We start from the raw sequence: 15,571 nt of genomic DNA on the forward strand, positions 1-15,571 counted from the left end.
CGCGTTAGCCTATCACTTGAGGAATGCGATTCACCATCTCGATGAAAAAGTCCATCAGGGTTTCAACTAACCAATGTCCCATAAACATTAGGCCAAAAAGTGTCACTAACAAACGCGGAAGGAAACTTAAGGTCTGCTCGTTAATAGAAGTCGCCGCTTGAAACACAGCAACAATTAACCCAATTCCCAGCCCAGGCAACACAATAGCAGACACCATCATGACAATAACAGCGAGAGCTTCACGAAAAATATCAATTAGCGCCTCAGGGCTCATGTGTTTACTCTCCCTTGGCTATCCGAAACTATTCGCTAATGTCCCGAGGACTAAGCTCCAACCATCTACGAGCACAAACAACATGATCTTAAACGGCAGCGACACTATCATGGGGGATAACATCATCATACCCATAGCCATCAAGATACTCGCCACCACTAAATCGAGTACTAAAAAAGGCACAAATAGCATAAAGCCAATCTGAAATGCGGTTTTTAACTCACTGGTAATGAAAGCGGGCACTAACACACTCATGGGTGCTTCTTCGGGAGACTTAATATCCTTATAGCCAGAAATCTCAATAAAGGTCTTTAAATCCGTCGTTCTTACTTGGCCCAACATAAAGCCTCTCAGCGGCTCTTTCCCTTTATCAAACGCTTGCTGCAAGGTTAATTGCTCATCGATATAAGGCTTCACCCCTTCATCATAAATCCGGTCGAATACCGGTGCCATGATAAAAAAAGTCATGAACAAACTCATGCCAATTAAGACTTGATTAGATGGAGTCTGTTGTAATCCAATGGCTTGGCGTAATATCGACAGGACAATGATAATCCGCGTGAAAGAGGTCAACATGATGAGCATCGCAGGTAAAAAACTCAGCGATGTCATCAGCAGTAAAATCTGCATTGTGACCGAATATTCCGTTGAGCCGTCTGGCGCCGTTGTTACTGTTACAGCAGGTAAGACGCCATCTGCGGCCCATGCTGACGGCATCAATAGCAGCATAACTAACCCAACTAACGCGAGGATACGTGTTGTCATTGTTTTAATTTCGCCTGGCGTAATCGACTCGCAAACGAATCAGCTTCTAGATGGATAGGTTCAGCTAACTTATCAATCAAACTCACCTGCTGCGAGCTAACCCCAAGCAAATATTGCTGTTCGCCCACCTGAACCAAGACTAAACGCTCTTTTTGACCGAGGGAAGTCACAGCAATGGTCTTTAGTACGCCATTAGTCGTGGGGACTAAATTAAACCTTCTCAGTAAATAAGCTAACGCGAAAATTAATAATAAAACCAGAATCAAGCCACCTAACATACTTGCTAAGGTCGCAACTTGAGAAGGTTCTGCCATTTTTGTAGCAGCAGGCGCTATTGAAGCAATATTCGCTGCGCCTTCCCCACCGAGGCTATCTGCGCTCGCTTGAACCGCTACCACTAAACTCTGTATTACCGATGTGCTCATTTAAAGTTCCAACGACTTTTACATCTCGTATTATTTAAGCTTTTTAATTCGCTCAGTTTGACTGATCACATCCGTTAAGCGAATACCGAATTTATCGTTTACCACCACCACTTCACCGTGAGCGATAAGCGTGCCATTGACCATCACATCTAACGGTTCACCTGCGACTCGATCTAACTCAACCACAGAACCTTGGTTAAGTTGTAATAAGTTTCGAATACTAATATAGCTACGGCCCACTTCCATCGAAATGGTGACAGGAATATCTAAAATTGTATCTAACTTAGCCGCTTCAGCCTTAGAAATAGGTCTTGAATCATCAACCAACTCATCGAGTTCAATTGCGTTGGCTTCTTCTAACGCTTGTTCTGCCATTGCTGCAGCCCAATCATCCGTATCGTCTGTGCTCATCTTACTTCACCTTATAATTCTGATATATCACGAGATTTACCCTTACGCGTCACCAATTGCAGCTCAGATTTAACTGTCTCTGGCCGAGGGATTTTCTCACATATTTTAAGCGCTAGGTTATCTCTAGAACGGCCCATTTTACAACGATATGTCGGTAAATCCTCGATTTTCATCATGATAAACTCGGGTAACTCAATCGGAATAATATCGCCCGCTTTAAAATTCATGACCTCTTTGAGCGTTAATTCATGTTCAACAATATTGGCATCGAACCCAACCTTCACATCCATGATTTCATCGTGCAATGCCTGTGACCAACGCATATCAGTATCTTGCTTGTCACTTTGCACACCCGCATCGAGTAACTCTCGGATAGGTTCAATCATGGAGTAAGGCATAGTGATATGAAAATCACCACCACCTCCATCGACTTCAATATGGAATGAATTAATCACCACAACTTCGGTAGGACTAACAATGTTCGCCATGGCGGGATTGACTTCAGAGTCCAAATAATCAAACTCAACATCCATTACGGGCGCCCAAGCATCTTTATAATCTTCAAATATAATCTTAAGCAGTAACTGTACTATTCGTCTTTCTGTCGGCGTAAATTCTCGCCCTTCAATCTTGGCATGGAAACGCCCATCGCCCCCAAAGAAGTTATCTACTAGGATAAACACCAGTCGCGCTTCCATGGTGATCAATGCTGTGCCTTTGAGCGGGCTAAAACGCACCATATTCAAGCTAGTAGGAACAAAAAGCGTATGTACGTACTCACCAAACTTGAGCATCTGTACACCGTTGATCGACACTTCGGCCGCTCGGCGCATCATATTAAACATACTAATGCGCAAATGGCGCGCAAAACGCTCATTCACGATTTCCAGCGTCGGCATACGCCCACGAACTATTCGATCTTGGGAAGAGAAATCGTAGGAACGGGCATCTTCTCCAACAGCGTCAATTTCGTCATCATCAACGTCATCAACCCCGTGCAATAGCGCATCAATTTCGTCTTGGCTTAATAAATCACTCACTATATTGCCTTCGCCTCTTTTGGTGCTGAAGTTAAAGGATTATTGCATTACAAAACCGGTAAATAGTACTTTCTCGACAACCTTACGCCCAGTTACTGACTGTAGAGTATTTTGCACACTCAAAAGTGCTAACTGCCGTAACTCATCTTTCCCCGCTTGCGTGCTGAGCTTTTGCACATCTGCACCACTAAAGGTCGTTAAAAGCGCATCTTCAATCAGCGGAATATGTTTTTGTGTTAGCACATCATCATCGGTACCACGCACCATAAGCTGCACTTTAATCTCAACTAAACGAGCCCTATCAGGCCCTGGTAAGTTGAATAAAAAAGGACGTGGCATAGGCACGTATGATGCGGTAGCTACTTCTCCTGATGCTGGTACTTCAGCCTGAACAGCACTATCTGCTGCTACGGCGGGAACCTCTTCGGTACTGCTTCCCATAAAGAACCAGACACCGCCACCGATTAACAGCGCGACTAAAACGCCTACACCAGCAAAAATAAATAGTTTCTTCTTACTCTTAGGCTCTTCAGTACTTTCAAGTTCTAACGATTCTTCCTTAGCCATCACTATTCTCTTTAATTTAGGCGGAAACTCATTACAGTTTTATTTGAAACGTAATTATGTCAGTCATTGCTATAGGTTACCTGCTTAAGCGTAATAATCTATACCTGAAGTTACACTAATCGCTTGATTTAAACCTAAATGTAACTCTTCTGCCGAGATTTCATCCATATCTGCCGCATTTGAACTGCCGCCATCACCGAAACTACCTTCACGACGCTCACCTTGATCGCCTTGAGAAACATGGCTGTCAGCCAACTGCATCCCTTGCTCTTGCAATAACTCACGTAATCTTGGCATAGCTTGTTCAACCAGATCGCGCGTTTGCGGCTGAGTAACATGAAACTGTACTTGGGTTTGGTCGCCATGCACTTGGATCTTTACCAACATATGTCCAAGTTCAGGTGGATCGAGCCGGATTTCCGCATGTTGGATGCCTTGACTCACCATAGTAATCAATTGCTGCTTCATCACAGGTGAAAATCGTTGGATCATCTCCTGCATTTGGTTTTGCTGTTCTACTCCTTGACGCAATGACAGCTGAACTTGCATAGTTTCTTGGCGATTTAATTGTGACATCGAGAGTGTCTGTATGGATGATGTCGACTTAAGTTCTGAGAAAGTATTACTATCATCCATAAAACTTTCGTCTCTGGGAATATCCATTGCAACCGTCAATTTAGCATCTTTCAGTAATAGGTTAGCAACCAAATCGGAATTGGGACTCCCATCAAGATCACTTTCTGTTACAGATGTTGTATCTAATGGTTCAGATGAAATTGAAGAGCCTAAGGTATTCAGGTCGAAAGTATTTCCCGAGGTAGTGATATTAGCCGTATTGGGACTATTCACTGTCGAGCTGCTAGTCGTTGCTTTTGCCGCAGTGTTGGTTGCCGACTTTATCGTTGCACTGTTCGCTAAGCCCGCTTGATTAATCACAGCATTAAGTGTGACCTCATTCTCAACTAAAGACTCATCTATACTCACCCCGACTTCAGTGGCAGAGACAAGCTCAGTGTCTTCTGAAGGTAATTCTAAAGCGTCATCGGTCAAATTTGGATCAATCACAGCATCACTATCCGCTGACGCTTCAAGTATATTTGGGTCTATGGGGAGAATATGTACGAGTGGCTTATCAGTCAAAGATGATGGTTTCACGTCATCTGCGATTGAAATTGCTGCCATATCTGGACTAGTAGAAACTAACTTTTGTAATTCAGCAGAAAAACCCGCTTCATCGGCATCTATATCTGATGCCAGTTCAATCTCAGCAGAAACAGTAGGTGCCAATACTGAGCCGGTTAATAAAGTTGATGAAGTATCAATATTTTCTTCACCAGTTATATCTTCTTCAGCATTTAAAAATGCTAGCGGCAAACTATCTCCATCTGATGCCGTTTTCTTCATATCATTTGCCATGCTAATTTGGGCAAAAATGAGATTTACGTCAGTGTCCTCAGTTGATATATCGTCATTTTTTACTTTATCAGCAGAGGTAACCTGCACAGTATCATCAGTGTTAGCAATGGTTTTTTTAGACGCAGAAATAGAAAATGAGCTAGCGGTGACTGACGCAAGTGTAGATGAAAAGTCTTCATTATTAGACTCTTGGGAAGATGTCTTAGCGGAATTGGCCGCAGAGTTGCCTGTTTTACTTAACAGGATATTGGTCATTTGTTGCATAAGTGCTCCCAAACATCACCTAGCAAAAAAAAGAAAATGGCTAGGTAGAAACGTCAATTAAACACTGCGGTTGCAGGGTCATGGACTAAATCAAAGCAAATAAGATGCCAAAACATCAGATTTTACGACAGCATATCGAAAAGAATTAACACTGAGAGGTGCCGAATTGATGCTTATGCCATCAATACAAAAAAACTAAAGAGCCTATCCGGCTAGCGAGCAGTAAAGATGCCTATCATTTCACTAACGTTGATGACGGCGATAAAATTGCTGGGAAGCAAATTCATCGGTCATTTTTTGCTCCCTTTTTTGTTCAACCACTTGACGCTTCTTCTCTTTACTGGCTAAGAGTAATTCTACTGCCTTACGTTTTTTTTGCTTTTCCAACCAATGTTGTTGTCGATATTCTTTTTGCTTTTCACCGTCGGCTACGACGCGATTTTGCTGGATAATTGCGTCATCGATCTGACGAATAAAACGGTGAAACTGGTGATAGTGACTAGCACTGATGGCTTGACCTTGCTGGGATTGCATTTGCTTCATGTATTCTAAGCGATAGTTATTCAGAGCACTGAGTTGATTCAACCGTTTTTGACACTCTAACTGCGCAGATTTTAACAATAACGCCGCTTGTTCTTCGGCATCATTGGCAAGCTTTAACACTAACAACAAGGGATCGGCGTTAGCCATACTAGACCTCGATTAATTCGATGACGCCATTATTTGCACTGTGCAGCAAGTTGCCCAAGCATGACTTGGCTATCGGCAAAGCTAAATGCATCACGCATGGTTTGGCGCAAAAAAGCATTCATTGCTGGCTGCAGTCGTATCGCATTATCAATGCGAGGATCGCTTCCTTGGGCATAGGCCCCAATAGAAATCAAATCTCGATTTTGCTGATACAAGGAATAGGTTTGTTTCACGCGGCGCATGGCTTCCAAATGTTCATTGGAGATCACCATAGGCGCGACTCGGCTAATAGAAGCTTCAATATCAATCGCAGGATAGTGCCCCGAATCCGCAAGCGAACGTGACAAGACTATGTGACCATCAAGGATCGCCCGCGAAGCATCGGCAATCGGATCCTGTTGATCGTCTCCTTCCGTCAGCACAGTATAAAATGCCGTAATTGAACCTTGTCCAGGGCCACCGTTTCCGGCGCGCTCAACTAAACGTGGCAATTTTGCAAACACAGAAGGCGGATAACCTTTAGTCGCAGGCGGTTCACCCACAGCCAAAGCAATTTCCCGCTGCGCTTGGGCGTAGCGCGTTAAACTGTCCATAAGCAATAAAACGTTATAGCCTAAATCGCGGAAATATTCGGCAATACGAGTCGAGGTTTCACAGGCGCGAAGACGCATCAGAGGCGATGTATCCGCAGGCGCAGCAACAACGACTGAACGCGCTCGACCTTTCTCACCAAGAATTTCCTCAATAAACTCTTTCACTTCCCGGCCACGCTCACCCACTAGCCCAACCACAATAATGTCGGCGGTAGTACCGCGAGTCATCATACCTAAGAGCACACTCTTACCTACACCTGAGCCCGCAAACAAGCCCATACGTTGGCCTTTGCCCACAGTCAGCATAGCGTTGATAGCGCGAACACCAACGTCCAGCGGTTCAGTAATGGCACGGCGAGATAGAGGATTAATGGCAGCGCTATGTCTTGGCGCTTGTTGGTCGGTTTGCAACGCGCCTAAACCATCTAAAGGCACGCCGTTACCATCGAGTACGCGTCCTAGCAGGGATAAACCAACATTGAGTCCAGTTTGTTCCCCCAAAGGCACAACCCGCGCACCAGGCAATACACCACGTAATTCTTCAATGGGCATTAAATATAATAGTTCGCCATCAAACCCGACCACCTCGGCGATTAACTCGCCCGCCATGGTTTCGATCGAACATAAACTGCCCACAGGCGCACGGCAACCGCTTGCTTCTAAGGTTAAGCCGACAACACGCACCAGTTGACCACTGGCCACAGCGCGAAATGGCGGCACCTTACCCTGATGATGATTAAGTCTATTCAGCAGTTGATGTTGGCGATTTTGCATCTGATTTTGCCTCTAATTGCTCACCAGTGTTTGAGGCAGATTGTATATCCTCAGCATGTTGAGAAACCGTATCGACAACCTGATCATCAAGCTCTGATCCCACGGCCTCAGAAGCCGCAACATGTTTTGCGGTATCTTCAACCTCTATCGCCTCTTGCAATTGACGCTGCTTGTCACTTAAGTGAGCATGTTGGTTCCGTAAAGACTCAAACACAGCATCAATGCGCGATGCGAGGGTCAAATCGACTAAAGAACGATGACTACTGAGAATACAGTCACCTGGGCTTAAGGAAGGGTCAACTTCAAGTTCCCACTTACTGCGGGTCAGTTGGGCGGTGGAATAAAGTTGTTCGACTAAAATAACATCGTCAGGATGCAAGCGGATTGTGACCGTTTGTTCTTTTATCGGCAGCGATTCTATACCTAAGCGCAATGCCGAAAGCACTTGTTCAGGATGAGTTTTTAATTCGTGGCCAATGACAGATTTCGCTAATGTCATACTCAGGTTCAGTAGCGAAAGTTCAATATCGCCATCGAGCAATTGCAATGGTTTTTCAAATTGAGCTAATAAGGTTTCAAAACGCGAGAGCAATATTTTTGCTTGGGCTAAACCGGTTTCTAATCCTTGCTCATGCCCTTGGGCGAGCCCTTCAGTATGGCCCTGCTCTAACCCTTCTAAACGCCCTTTTTCTAGCCCTTGCTCATACCCTTGCTGCTTACCCTCGCTAAAGCCTTCTTCTTCGGCTTGGGCGCGAATGTCTTCAATCTCAGCCATAGTCGGTGGAGAAACACTTTCCACTGTAGTCGACTTAGCGGCTTGATGATTCGAATGGCCGAACAGATTTGAGATAGAATCATCATCGGCTTCAGTCACATCTGGCAGCGCCCAGTGACTAAATTCGACATCTCCTTCGCTCAAGACCTTATTCAACAATTTATTGTCGCTCGGATTAGAGGAACTCATCGCCACCACCGCCGCCTAACATGATTTCGCCGCTGTCACTTAAGCGACGAGCAATAGACAGGATTTCTTTTTGGGCGACTTCCACTTCACTGATCCGAATTGGGCCCATGGCTTCAAGATCATCACGCAATAATTCAGCGGCACGTTTTGACATGTTACCCAAGATTTTTTCTTTCAGCTGATCATCTGTGCCTTTGAGCGCCTTCATCAGTACATCTTGCTGCACTTCACGCAACAGGGCTTGAATACCGCGGTCATCGACATCGATTAAGTTTTCAAATACAAACATCAAATCTTGGATTTGCTGCGCCATTTCTTCATCAGACTCGCGCATGGTTTCCATCAACTGGCTTTCGATACCCGTGTCTAAGTAGTTCATTATGTTGGCAGCCGCTTTTAAGCCACCCATTTTCGCGGCCTGGGCGCCACCTTGACCAGCAAACTGTTTCTCCATGATGTCGTTCAACTCTTGCAGTGCAGCGGGCTGCACTTCTTCAAGATTTGCAATACGCATCATCAAGTCTAAGCGGGTATTCTCAGGGAATTGACCAAAAATTTCCGCCGCTTGATCGGGTTCTAGATAAGACAAAACAATGGTTTGGATCTGTGGATGTTCGTTTTGAATAATGGTCGCCACTTGGCGTGCATCCATCCACTTCAACGAGTCCAAGCCTTTAGCGCCACTGCCCATGATAATCTGTTCAATCAGATTACCCGCTTTATCTTCACCCAGCGCGGCGGTTAAGGCTTTACGGACGAACTCTTCACTGTTGAAACCAATTGAAGAATACTTTTGAATATCATCAAGAAACAGCTTATGTACCCCGATAACTTTTTCCTGACCAAACTCATCCATTGCCGCCATGGCCATACCCACTTTTTGCACTTGCTTCGGCTCTAAGTGTTTTAAAATGGATGCAGCATCAGCCTCACTCAAACTGAGGAGTAAAATAGCGGTCTTTTCAACGCCACTAATATCTTTGATATTAAAGGCAGGTGCGGCCGCAGGAGCCACTTCTTTCGTTTTATTCTCAGCCATTGTCTTGTAACCAGTTTTTCACGACTTGAGTAGAGAGCTCAGGCTCATTCGCCACGAGCGCACGGATAGCTTTAATCATATCATCATCTTTGTGAAGATTAGGGATATGAATTGAGCCATCGTCAGCATAACTGTATTCCGCCTCTTGAGTATTGAGCATCCCTAGCGTATCAGCCGCATATTGGTCCTCAATTTCTGCTAATTCATTACCTAATCTGCCATCCTCAGGCATATTCACACTGTCAGGATAGATTAAGCGTTTCAGCATAGGACGTACCACAGCTAAAATCAGCACCAAAATCACTAGCGCACCAATCCCAAGCTTAATCGCACGCCAAAACCAAGGTTGCTCCCAAAGCTCAGGTGCGGGTAAATCTTCAACTAATTGGTCCATAAAAGGAACGGTTACCACTTCCAGCACATCACCCCGTTGTGAACTAAAACCAACCGCGCCTTCAAGTAAACGACGGATATTGGTCAGTTCTTGTTCGGTACGGGCAACACGGGCTACTTGACCATTTTCTCCAGCGGCACCAGGTTTAAAGTCCACCGCGACTGACACACTAATACGGCGCACTGCACCAACTTGCTGGCGAGTATGGCTAATGGTGGTATCTAATTCAAAGTTACGGGTCGCTTCGCGGTGCGAATTACCTGCTGCAGCCGTTGCTGACTCTGCCGCTTTTGTTGCATCTTCTGGAATATTTGACTCCATTGGCGGTTGATTGGATAACGCGCCAGGGATCCCACCAGTAGAGCCGCCTGTGGTGTTATTTTCAACGGTCATTTCACTGCGCAGTGCTGGTAAATCAGGGTTAAAACGCTTTGATGTTTGCTCAACCGCAGTAAAATCCATACTGACGTCGACTTGAGAAGTAAAATTATCAGGACCTAAAATTGGCACCAGAATCGATTCAATCTTAGTGCGATATTCAGCTTCTTTTTGCTGTACTAATTCAAGTTCACGGCGAGCCGTCGCAGACGCGCCATCTTGGCTGCCAGAGTTCAATAAACGGCCGTTAGAGTCAGTTACCGTCACCCTTGATGGTTCTAAACCTTGTACTGCAGAAGCAACAATATCGACGATAGCATCGACTTCACCTTGGCCTAAGCCACCGCGACGGGTATTGATCACCACAGTTGCACTCGGTTTAGAGGCATTGCGGGCGAAGACGTTTTCTTTAGGTAACGCAAGAATGACTTTGGCACGACTGACACTTTGTAGTTGCTCAATCGCACGGGCGAGGTTTTCTTCTTGGCTATGCTTAAGACGAGCCTGTTCCATGCGTTGGCTGACACCAAAGCCACTGTCTTTATTCAAAAAATCTTGGTTGGCTGCAGGACTGTCGATACCAGCACGGCTCAACATCATTTTGACTTCTTGATATTTATCTTCAGGAACTTTAATAACGTCCACGTCGATTTGGTACTTAACTTTATTTTTATCAAGTACATCTAGCACTTGAACCATTTCCTGAGTTTCCATTTTACCCAATGGACGATACTCTGGCTCCTGCGCCCACAGCATGACAAATACCGCCAAGGCTAAACAAATCGCTAAGGCTAAAATCATAGTCACTTGGCGCATCATATCGACACCGCCAAGATTTCCCATCATTCCTGACTTATGTTCTTGCTGGACACCTTGGTCAGCTAAACCGGAATTGGATCCGACAATCATTTCTGTACTCACGATTCGTACCTGCTAATTGGGTTATTCACTGGCCTAGACAGGCATGCTCATTATTTCTTTGTAGGCTTCGACAAGCTTATTACGCACTTGCACCGTCGCCTCGAAAGCGACACTCGCTTTCTCACGGGCAATCACAGTGTCCGATAAAGAAACGGTAGTATCACCCATCTCTAAACGTGTCGCGAGGTTTGACGATGCAGACTGTAAGCCGCTGACATTGCCGACGGCTTGCGATAGCAACTGACCGAAGTCTGCACCACTGGTGTTATTCACTTGCTGCATGATATTTGGCTGAACGCCAAACGACGGCGTTATTTCGCCTTGGAGTTTCTGCATTTCCTGCAGGAATGAATTTGCGCCTATTTGCATGCTGAGCTCCCAGTCGTCGAATTCTTGACGATCAAAATACCGATAACGGGATAATGCAAAATAACGGCCAAGTTTTCAGATGGTCGTGATTGATAATAAATTGAAGGGAAAAGAAGATGCCAATATCTAAGGATTTTGGATGAAATGAGCCACTTTTGCGGTTGTGTGTTTTAATCAATACAGCCTCACACTCAATATGGAGGCTGCGAGATGATAACTTGAATTTATAGACTAATTTGGCAGTTGGATCCCCATATCACGCATCCTTGCCATCTTGTATCTTAGGGTTCGTGCGCTAATTCCTAGCTTTTCGGCGACTAACTTACGACTTCCTTGGCATTGATTAAGGGTCTCTAAAATAATCACATGTTCTTGAGCTTTGAGCTCTTCACCTAAACCGTCTGGCTCAGAAGAAAATGGGTCTAGATCTTCACCGCTTAAAATCACATCCTGCGCATCGATAATAATGTCATTGGCAGTGATCAATTGACCGGCTCTTAATATCAAAGCACGCTGGATCACATTGTCGAGTTCACGTACGTTCCCTGGCCAGCGATGACTCAATAAACGTCGACGCGCATTCTCATCCAACTCAGGCACATCGGCAACATTCAATGCCTTAGCATGTTTAGCCAGTAAATGACGCGCAAGAGGTAAAATATCTGCAGGACGTTGACTTAACGCAGGCCAAGCTAAAGGAAATACGTTAATTCGGTAGTAGAGATCTTCCCTAAATCCCCCTGCGGCGACCACTGCCTTTAAATCACGATTGGATGTGGCAAGCACGCGCACATCGAGCTTAATGGTTTTACGGCCACCTAAACGCTCAACTTCACGCTCTTGCAAAACCCGCAACAACTTAGCTTGTAAGCCTAAATCCATCTCAGAGATTTCATCTAGCAGCAAAGTGCCACCTTGAGCCTGCTCAAATTTCCCCGGACACGCTTGATAGGCACCCGTAAATGCACCCTTTTCATAACCAAAAAGGGTGGCTTCGAGCATGTTCTCAGGAATAGCGGCACAGTTAATGGCCACAAAGGCTTGATTAGCACGGCTACTGTGTTGATGAATATAACGGGCCAAAACCTCTTTACCCGAACCGCTAGGACCTAAGATCATGACAGAGGCATCGGAGGCGGCAACCCGTTGAGCAAGTGCTAATAAGGCTAAACTTTTTTCATCAGCGACGACGGGCTGATCCACATTTTGTTTTAATGGCAAATAGCGTGAGACTTGATTGAGTAACACTTCTGGTGCAAAAGGTTTGGCTAAATAATCAACAGCGCCTAATTTTATAGCGTTCACCGCGCTACCTATAGTCGCGTAGGCCGTCATCAACAGCACTGGCAACTTAGGATGATGCTGCTGCAGATAGTTCAATAAACCTAAACCACCAATACCTTGCATCTGCACATCGCTAATAACTAAATCAAACTGATGTTGTTTCAAGGCTAAAATAGCGTCTTCACCGGAGGCAACATCAACACACTCATACTGAGCCAGCATTAAGGTATCAAACAAGGCTTCACGTAATGAAGCATCATCCTCAACGAGCAATAACTTTGCTTCAGACATGGGTAATCTCCAAAGGTAATATCACCGCGGATTTAGCCCGTGGGAATACTAAAGACACAGTACAGCCTTTATTCGGTACACAGCTGAGTTGCAGTTGCCCCCCATGATTGCGCACCACAGATTGCACAACAGCTAACCCAAGCCCAGTTCCCTGCGACTTAGTCGTAAAGAAAGGTTCAAATACCTTCTGCTGCATAGTGGTGTCTAAGCCTTTGCCATTATCGATGACATCTAATAATAACCGTTCGCCCTCTTCCTTCGCTTGGATACGAATTTCAGTTGCTCCGGCTTCTATGCTGTTCATGACTAAATTATTAATCGCCGAGCTTAACGCATTGGAATTAGCTAACATCGAGCTGCTTGATGCATCATCAAATGACAAGTCACAGCCTTGCTTTGCCGCTATCGGCTCACAATTTGCCAAAACATTGTCGATAACCTCAGCCAATGAGATTAGATCTCCAAGTTCATCCTGACGGCCTTTCGCCATCAATAGCATGTCGTTAACCTGCCGCTCGAGTTCATTGAGTCTATCAACAAGTTTTTGCTGGAATTTCGCTTTAGCGGCATCGGATAACTTAGGACTCGCAAGATTTGAAGCGTATAACAAAGCGGCTGATAAAGGCGTGCGCACCTGATGAGCCAAAGTTGCTACCATCTTGCCCAGTGCAGATAAACGTTGTAAATGGGAGATATTTTTCTGTAATAACCGAGTTTCAGTCAAATCAGTTAACACAATTAATTGACCAGGCTCTGGCGTCAATGGCGTAATCGCTAATTTAACGCGGCGGCCATTACGCAGTGACACTTCGTGGCCATCATCGTCCTGTGGCGCAAAGGCACTGTGGATCACATCTATCCAGCGAACGCCACATAAGGAACGCTCAAGTAATTCAACTGCTACCGGATTAGCATCCGTGACTATACCGTCGCCATTGATAATCACCACGCCGGATGGCATAGCCTGTAAAATATGCTCCATTCGATTGGACATATTCGCGGCCTCACGCAGTTGGTTCCATTGTTTGCTAGTGTGCTTGAATGACTCAATTTGCGCTAGTGGGTTGGCTGACATAGTCACTCCGTCAAAAAATTGCTTATGACGGGGTGACTGCAGTATCTATGCCAAATTGGAAATTGAACTTTAGAGGTTAAAACAACTTATATAACAATAAAATAGAAAACTAATCTTTTGTCATTCCGTACTTACGCATTTTTTCTACAAGCGTTGTACGGCGTATTCCAAGCATTTCAGCAGCGCGAGCTACGACATTATCTTGTAGCTCTAGCGCCTGACGTATCATGTCTATTTCTAGTTCTGCTAACAAATCCTTAAGGTTCACACCTTCAGGCGGCAGCTCACTAGGGAAACGCGTTTCAGGGATTTCAACCGGCTCTTCATCGCTAAAGATAGAAGCTAAAGCATCACGTTCCTGTTGCTCTTCACTCATCTCTACACAATATTCGGGCACATCGATATGGCGATATTTGACAGGTAAATCGTTAACATCAACCAGTCCACCCGGATATAAAATGGTGAGGCGTTCGACTAAATTAGACAGCTCGCGCACGTTGCCCGACCAAGCATGTTCTTTCAGCGACTCTATCGCACGCTGCGTAAAACGCACCTTACCACGGCCTTCGTTATAGACTCGGCTAACTAACTCTTGTAATAGCAAAGGCACATCGTCCTTGCGATCACACAACGCGGGCATTTCAATCGGGAATACGTTTAGGCGGTAATAAAGATCCTCACGGAACTCATTAACGCTGATCATGGTTTCTAAATCTCTATGTGTCGCAGCAACTACGCGTACATCAGCATTAATAGTCTTAGTACCACCAACGCGCTCAAATACCCGCTCTTGCAGCACACGGAGTAATTTAACTTGCATTTGTAGTGGCATGTCTCCTATTTCATCGAGAAATAGTGTACCACCTTCAGCTAATTCAAAACGGCCTTTACGAGAACAGATTGCCCCCGTAAATGACCCCTTTTCATGACCAAATAGCTCACTCTCTAATAACTCAGGCGGTATAGCACCACAGTTAACAGGGATAAATGGACCGTCACGGCGCTCAGACAAATAATGGATATTACGGGCGACCACTTCTTTACCTGTACCTGATTGACCCAGAACAAGCACGGTTGCCTCAGATGTTGCTACTTGATTTATCAAGTGCCTCACATTCGCAATACCATCACTGCGTCCCACTAAGCTTCGGAATAACTTTGTTTGATTCGCACTAGTAGGGACTTGAGGCCGTTTAACTTGACCGAATACTTGGCAAAAGTGTAATAATTCAGTGAGCTGAGGATACGTTAAAGGTTCTTCTATATGTCCAAGAATATTAGACACTTGCAGATCGTCAACATTGCCAAGCAACAGCATAGGTTGCCATGGATGTTGACCTGCGATGTTTTTAAGCCCATCAGCATCCATAACATCAGTTAGGATAACTAAAGCTCGAAAACGGGTATCTTGGAGGCTAGCACTTAATTTTTCGGTGTCAATTTGTACAAATTGCTCACCTAAAAAATCCAAAATGCAACACAGGCGATTTAATCGCTCTGATGGAGGGCCGATAAGTAAAATTCGTTGATCTGTTTGCATCATTCAGTAGGCCGTAAAGCTCTAATATGTATTAATTCGCATTAATTATTTATGATTAGTTGCTGTAAAAGCTTAACAAATTCAATGTAACAATCTG

Annotated in this window: 16 protein-coding genes; all 16 read right to left on the bottom strand. The window is 44.9% G+C overall.

Features of this window, described 5'->3' with window-relative positions; all coding sequences use genetic code 11:
• Nucleotides 1-4 precede the first annotated feature (4 nt).
• Nucleotides 5-274, bottom strand: a complete 270-nt coding sequence (fliQ, locus tag GWI56_RS07950; protein WP_012587225.1) for a flagellar biosynthesis protein FliQ — start codon at nucleotides 272-274, stop codon at nucleotides 5-7.
• Between the two features lie 18 nt (nucleotides 275-292).
• Nucleotides 293-1,039, bottom strand: a complete 747-nt coding sequence (gene fliP, locus GWI56_RS07955; RefSeq protein ID WP_028761180.1) for a flagellar type III secretion system pore protein FliP — start codon at nucleotides 1,037-1,039, stop codon at nucleotides 293-295.
• The gene (gene fliO / locus GWI56_RS07960; protein ID WP_105251944.1) at nucleotides 1,036-1,464 is read right to left on the bottom strand and encodes a flagellar biosynthetic protein FliO; all 429 of its coding nucleotides are present in this window, start codon (nucleotides 1,462-1,464) and stop codon (nucleotides 1,036-1,038) included. The genes fliP and fliO overlap by 4 nt, the downstream gene beginning before the upstream one ends.
• 30 nt (nucleotides 1,465-1,494) lie before the next feature.
• Nucleotides 1,495-1,875 carry a flagellar motor switch protein FliN gene (fliN, locus tag GWI56_RS07965; protein WP_028761182.1) on the bottom strand — a complete coding sequence of 127 codons (381 nt, stop codon included), beginning with the start codon at nucleotides 1,873-1,875 and terminating at the stop codon, nucleotides 1,495-1,497.
• Between the two features lie 11 nt (nucleotides 1,876-1,886).
• Complete coding sequence (gene fliM, locus GWI56_RS07970; protein ID WP_105251943.1) at nucleotides 1,887-2,915, bottom strand: flagellar motor switch protein FliM; 1,029 nt, start codon at nucleotides 2,913-2,915, stop codon at nucleotides 1,887-1,889.
• 39 nt (nucleotides 2,916-2,954) lie between these two features.
• Complete coding sequence (fliL, locus tag GWI56_RS07975; protein ID WP_028761184.1) at nucleotides 2,955-3,482, bottom strand: flagellar basal body-associated protein FliL; 528 nt, start codon at nucleotides 3,480-3,482, stop codon at nucleotides 2,955-2,957.
• An 84-nt stretch (nucleotides 3,483-3,566) separates the two neighbouring features.
• Entirely contained in the window at nucleotides 3,567-5,162 is a 1,596-nt protein-coding gene (locus GWI56_RS07980; protein ID WP_198572624.1) for a flagellar hook-length control protein FliK, read from the bottom strand.
• 243 nt (nucleotides 5,163-5,405) lie between these two features.
• The gene (fliJ, locus tag GWI56_RS07985) at nucleotides 5,406-5,852 is read right to left on the bottom strand and encodes a flagellar export protein FliJ (RefSeq protein ID WP_028761186.1); all 447 of its coding nucleotides are present in this window, start codon (nucleotides 5,850-5,852) and stop codon (nucleotides 5,406-5,408) included.
• Between the two features lie 29 nt (nucleotides 5,853-5,881).
• Nucleotides 5,882-7,219: a flagellar protein export ATPase FliI gene (fliI, locus tag GWI56_RS07990; protein WP_028761187.1), complete on the bottom strand. Its 1,338-nt coding sequence runs from the start codon at nucleotides 7,217-7,219 to the stop codon at nucleotides 5,882-5,884.
• Nucleotides 7,188-8,183: a flagellar assembly protein FliH gene (gene fliH / locus GWI56_RS07995; RefSeq protein WP_198572625.1), complete on the bottom strand. Its 996-nt coding sequence runs from the start codon at nucleotides 8,181-8,183 to the stop codon at nucleotides 7,188-7,190. The genes fliI and fliH overlap by 32 nt, the downstream gene beginning before the upstream one ends.
• Nucleotides 8,170-9,222 (bottom strand): flagellar motor switch protein FliG, encoded by a 1,053-nt coding sequence (gene fliG, locus GWI56_RS08000; RefSeq protein ID WP_028761189.1) that lies wholly within the window; start codon nucleotides 9,220-9,222, stop codon nucleotides 8,170-8,172. Before fliG ends, fliH begins: the two co-directional genes overlap by 14 nt.
• Nucleotides 9,215-10,903 carry a flagellar basal-body MS-ring/collar protein FliF gene (gene fliF, locus GWI56_RS08005; protein ID WP_198572675.1) on the bottom strand — a complete coding sequence of 563 codons (1,689 nt, stop codon included), beginning with the start codon at nucleotides 10,901-10,903 and terminating at the stop codon, nucleotides 9,215-9,217. The genes fliG and fliF overlap by 8 nt, the downstream gene beginning before the upstream one ends.
• A 45-nt stretch (nucleotides 10,904-10,948) precedes the next feature.
• Complete coding sequence (fliE, locus tag GWI56_RS08010; RefSeq protein WP_028761191.1) at nucleotides 10,949-11,284, bottom strand: flagellar hook-basal body complex protein FliE; 336 nt, start codon at nucleotides 11,282-11,284, stop codon at nucleotides 10,949-10,951.
• A gap of 231 nt (nucleotides 11,285-11,515) precedes the next feature.
• Complete coding sequence (locus tag GWI56_RS08015) at nucleotides 11,516-12,859, bottom strand: sigma-54 dependent transcriptional regulator (RefSeq protein WP_198572626.1); 1,344 nt, start codon at nucleotides 12,857-12,859, stop codon at nucleotides 11,516-11,518.
• Nucleotides 12,852-13,934, bottom strand: a complete 1,083-nt coding sequence (locus GWI56_RS08020) for a PAS domain-containing sensor histidine kinase (RefSeq protein ID WP_198572627.1) — start codon at nucleotides 13,932-13,934, stop codon at nucleotides 12,852-12,854. Before GWI56_RS08020 ends, GWI56_RS08015 begins: the two co-directional genes overlap by 8 nt.
• A gap of 109 nt (nucleotides 13,935-14,043) precedes the next feature.
• A complete protein-coding gene (locus GWI56_RS08025) occupies nucleotides 14,044-15,477 on the bottom strand; it encodes a sigma-54 dependent transcriptional regulator (protein WP_105251936.1) in 1,434 nt (477 codons plus the stop codon).
• Nucleotides 15,478-15,571: the final 94 nt, after the last annotated feature.

The sequence above is a fragment of the Shewanella sp. DW31 genome (assembly GCF_015767295.1).
GTDB lineage: Bacteria > Pseudomonadota > Gammaproteobacteria > Enterobacterales > Shewanellaceae > Shewanella > Shewanella oncorhynchi.

Coding starts and splice junctions, on each gene's coding strand:
- GWI56_RS08015 (WP_198572626.1), bottom strand. CDS start 12,859: ATGTCTGAAGCAAAGTTATTGCTCGTTGAGGATGATGCTTCATTACGT.
- fliN (WP_028761182.1), bottom strand. CDS start 1,875: ATGAGCACAGACGATACGGATGATTGGGCTGCAGCAATGGCAGAACAA.
- fliO (WP_105251944.1), bottom strand. CDS start 1,464: ATGAGCACATCGGTAATACAGAGTTTAGTGGTAGCGGTTCAAGCGAGC.
- GWI56_RS07980 (WP_198572624.1), bottom strand. CDS start 5,162: ATGCAACAAATGACCAATATCCTGTTAAGTAAAACAGGCAACTCTGCG.
- fliL (WP_028761184.1), bottom strand. CDS start 3,482: ATGGCTAAGGAAGAATCGTTAGAACTTGAAAGTACTGAAGAGCCTAAG.
- GWI56_RS08025 (WP_105251936.1), bottom strand. CDS start 15,477: ATGATGCAAACAGATCAACGAATTTTACTTATCGGCCCTCCATCAGAG.
- fliP (WP_028761180.1), bottom strand. CDS start 1,039: ATGACAACACGTATCCTCGCGTTAGTTGGGTTAGTTATGCTGCTATTG.
- fliE (WP_028761191.1), bottom strand. CDS start 11,284: ATGCAAATAGGCGCAAATTCATTCCTGCAGGAAATGCAGAAACTCCAA.
- fliG (WP_028761189.1), bottom strand. CDS start 9,222: ATGGCTGAGAATAAAACGAAAGAAGTGGCTCCTGCGGCCGCACCTGCC.
- fliI (WP_028761187.1), bottom strand. CDS start 7,219: ATGCAAAATCGCCAACATCAACTGCTGAATAGACTTAATCATCATCAG.
- fliJ (WP_028761186.1), bottom strand. CDS start 5,852: ATGGCTAACGCCGATCCCTTGTTGTTAGTGTTAAAGCTTGCCAATGAT.
- fliF (WP_198572675.1), bottom strand. CDS start 10,903: ATGATTGTCGGATCCAATTCCGGTTTAGCTGACCAAGGTGTCCAGCAA.
- GWI56_RS08020 (WP_198572627.1), bottom strand. CDS start 13,934: ATGTCAGCCAACCCACTAGCGCAAATTGAGTCATTCAAGCACACTAGC.
- fliQ (WP_012587225.1), bottom strand. CDS start 274: ATGAGCCCTGAGGCGCTAATTGATATTTTTCGTGAAGCTCTCGCTGTT.
- fliH (WP_198572625.1), bottom strand. CDS start 8,183: ATGAGTTCCTCTAATCCGAGCGACAATAAATTGTTGAATAAGGTCTTG.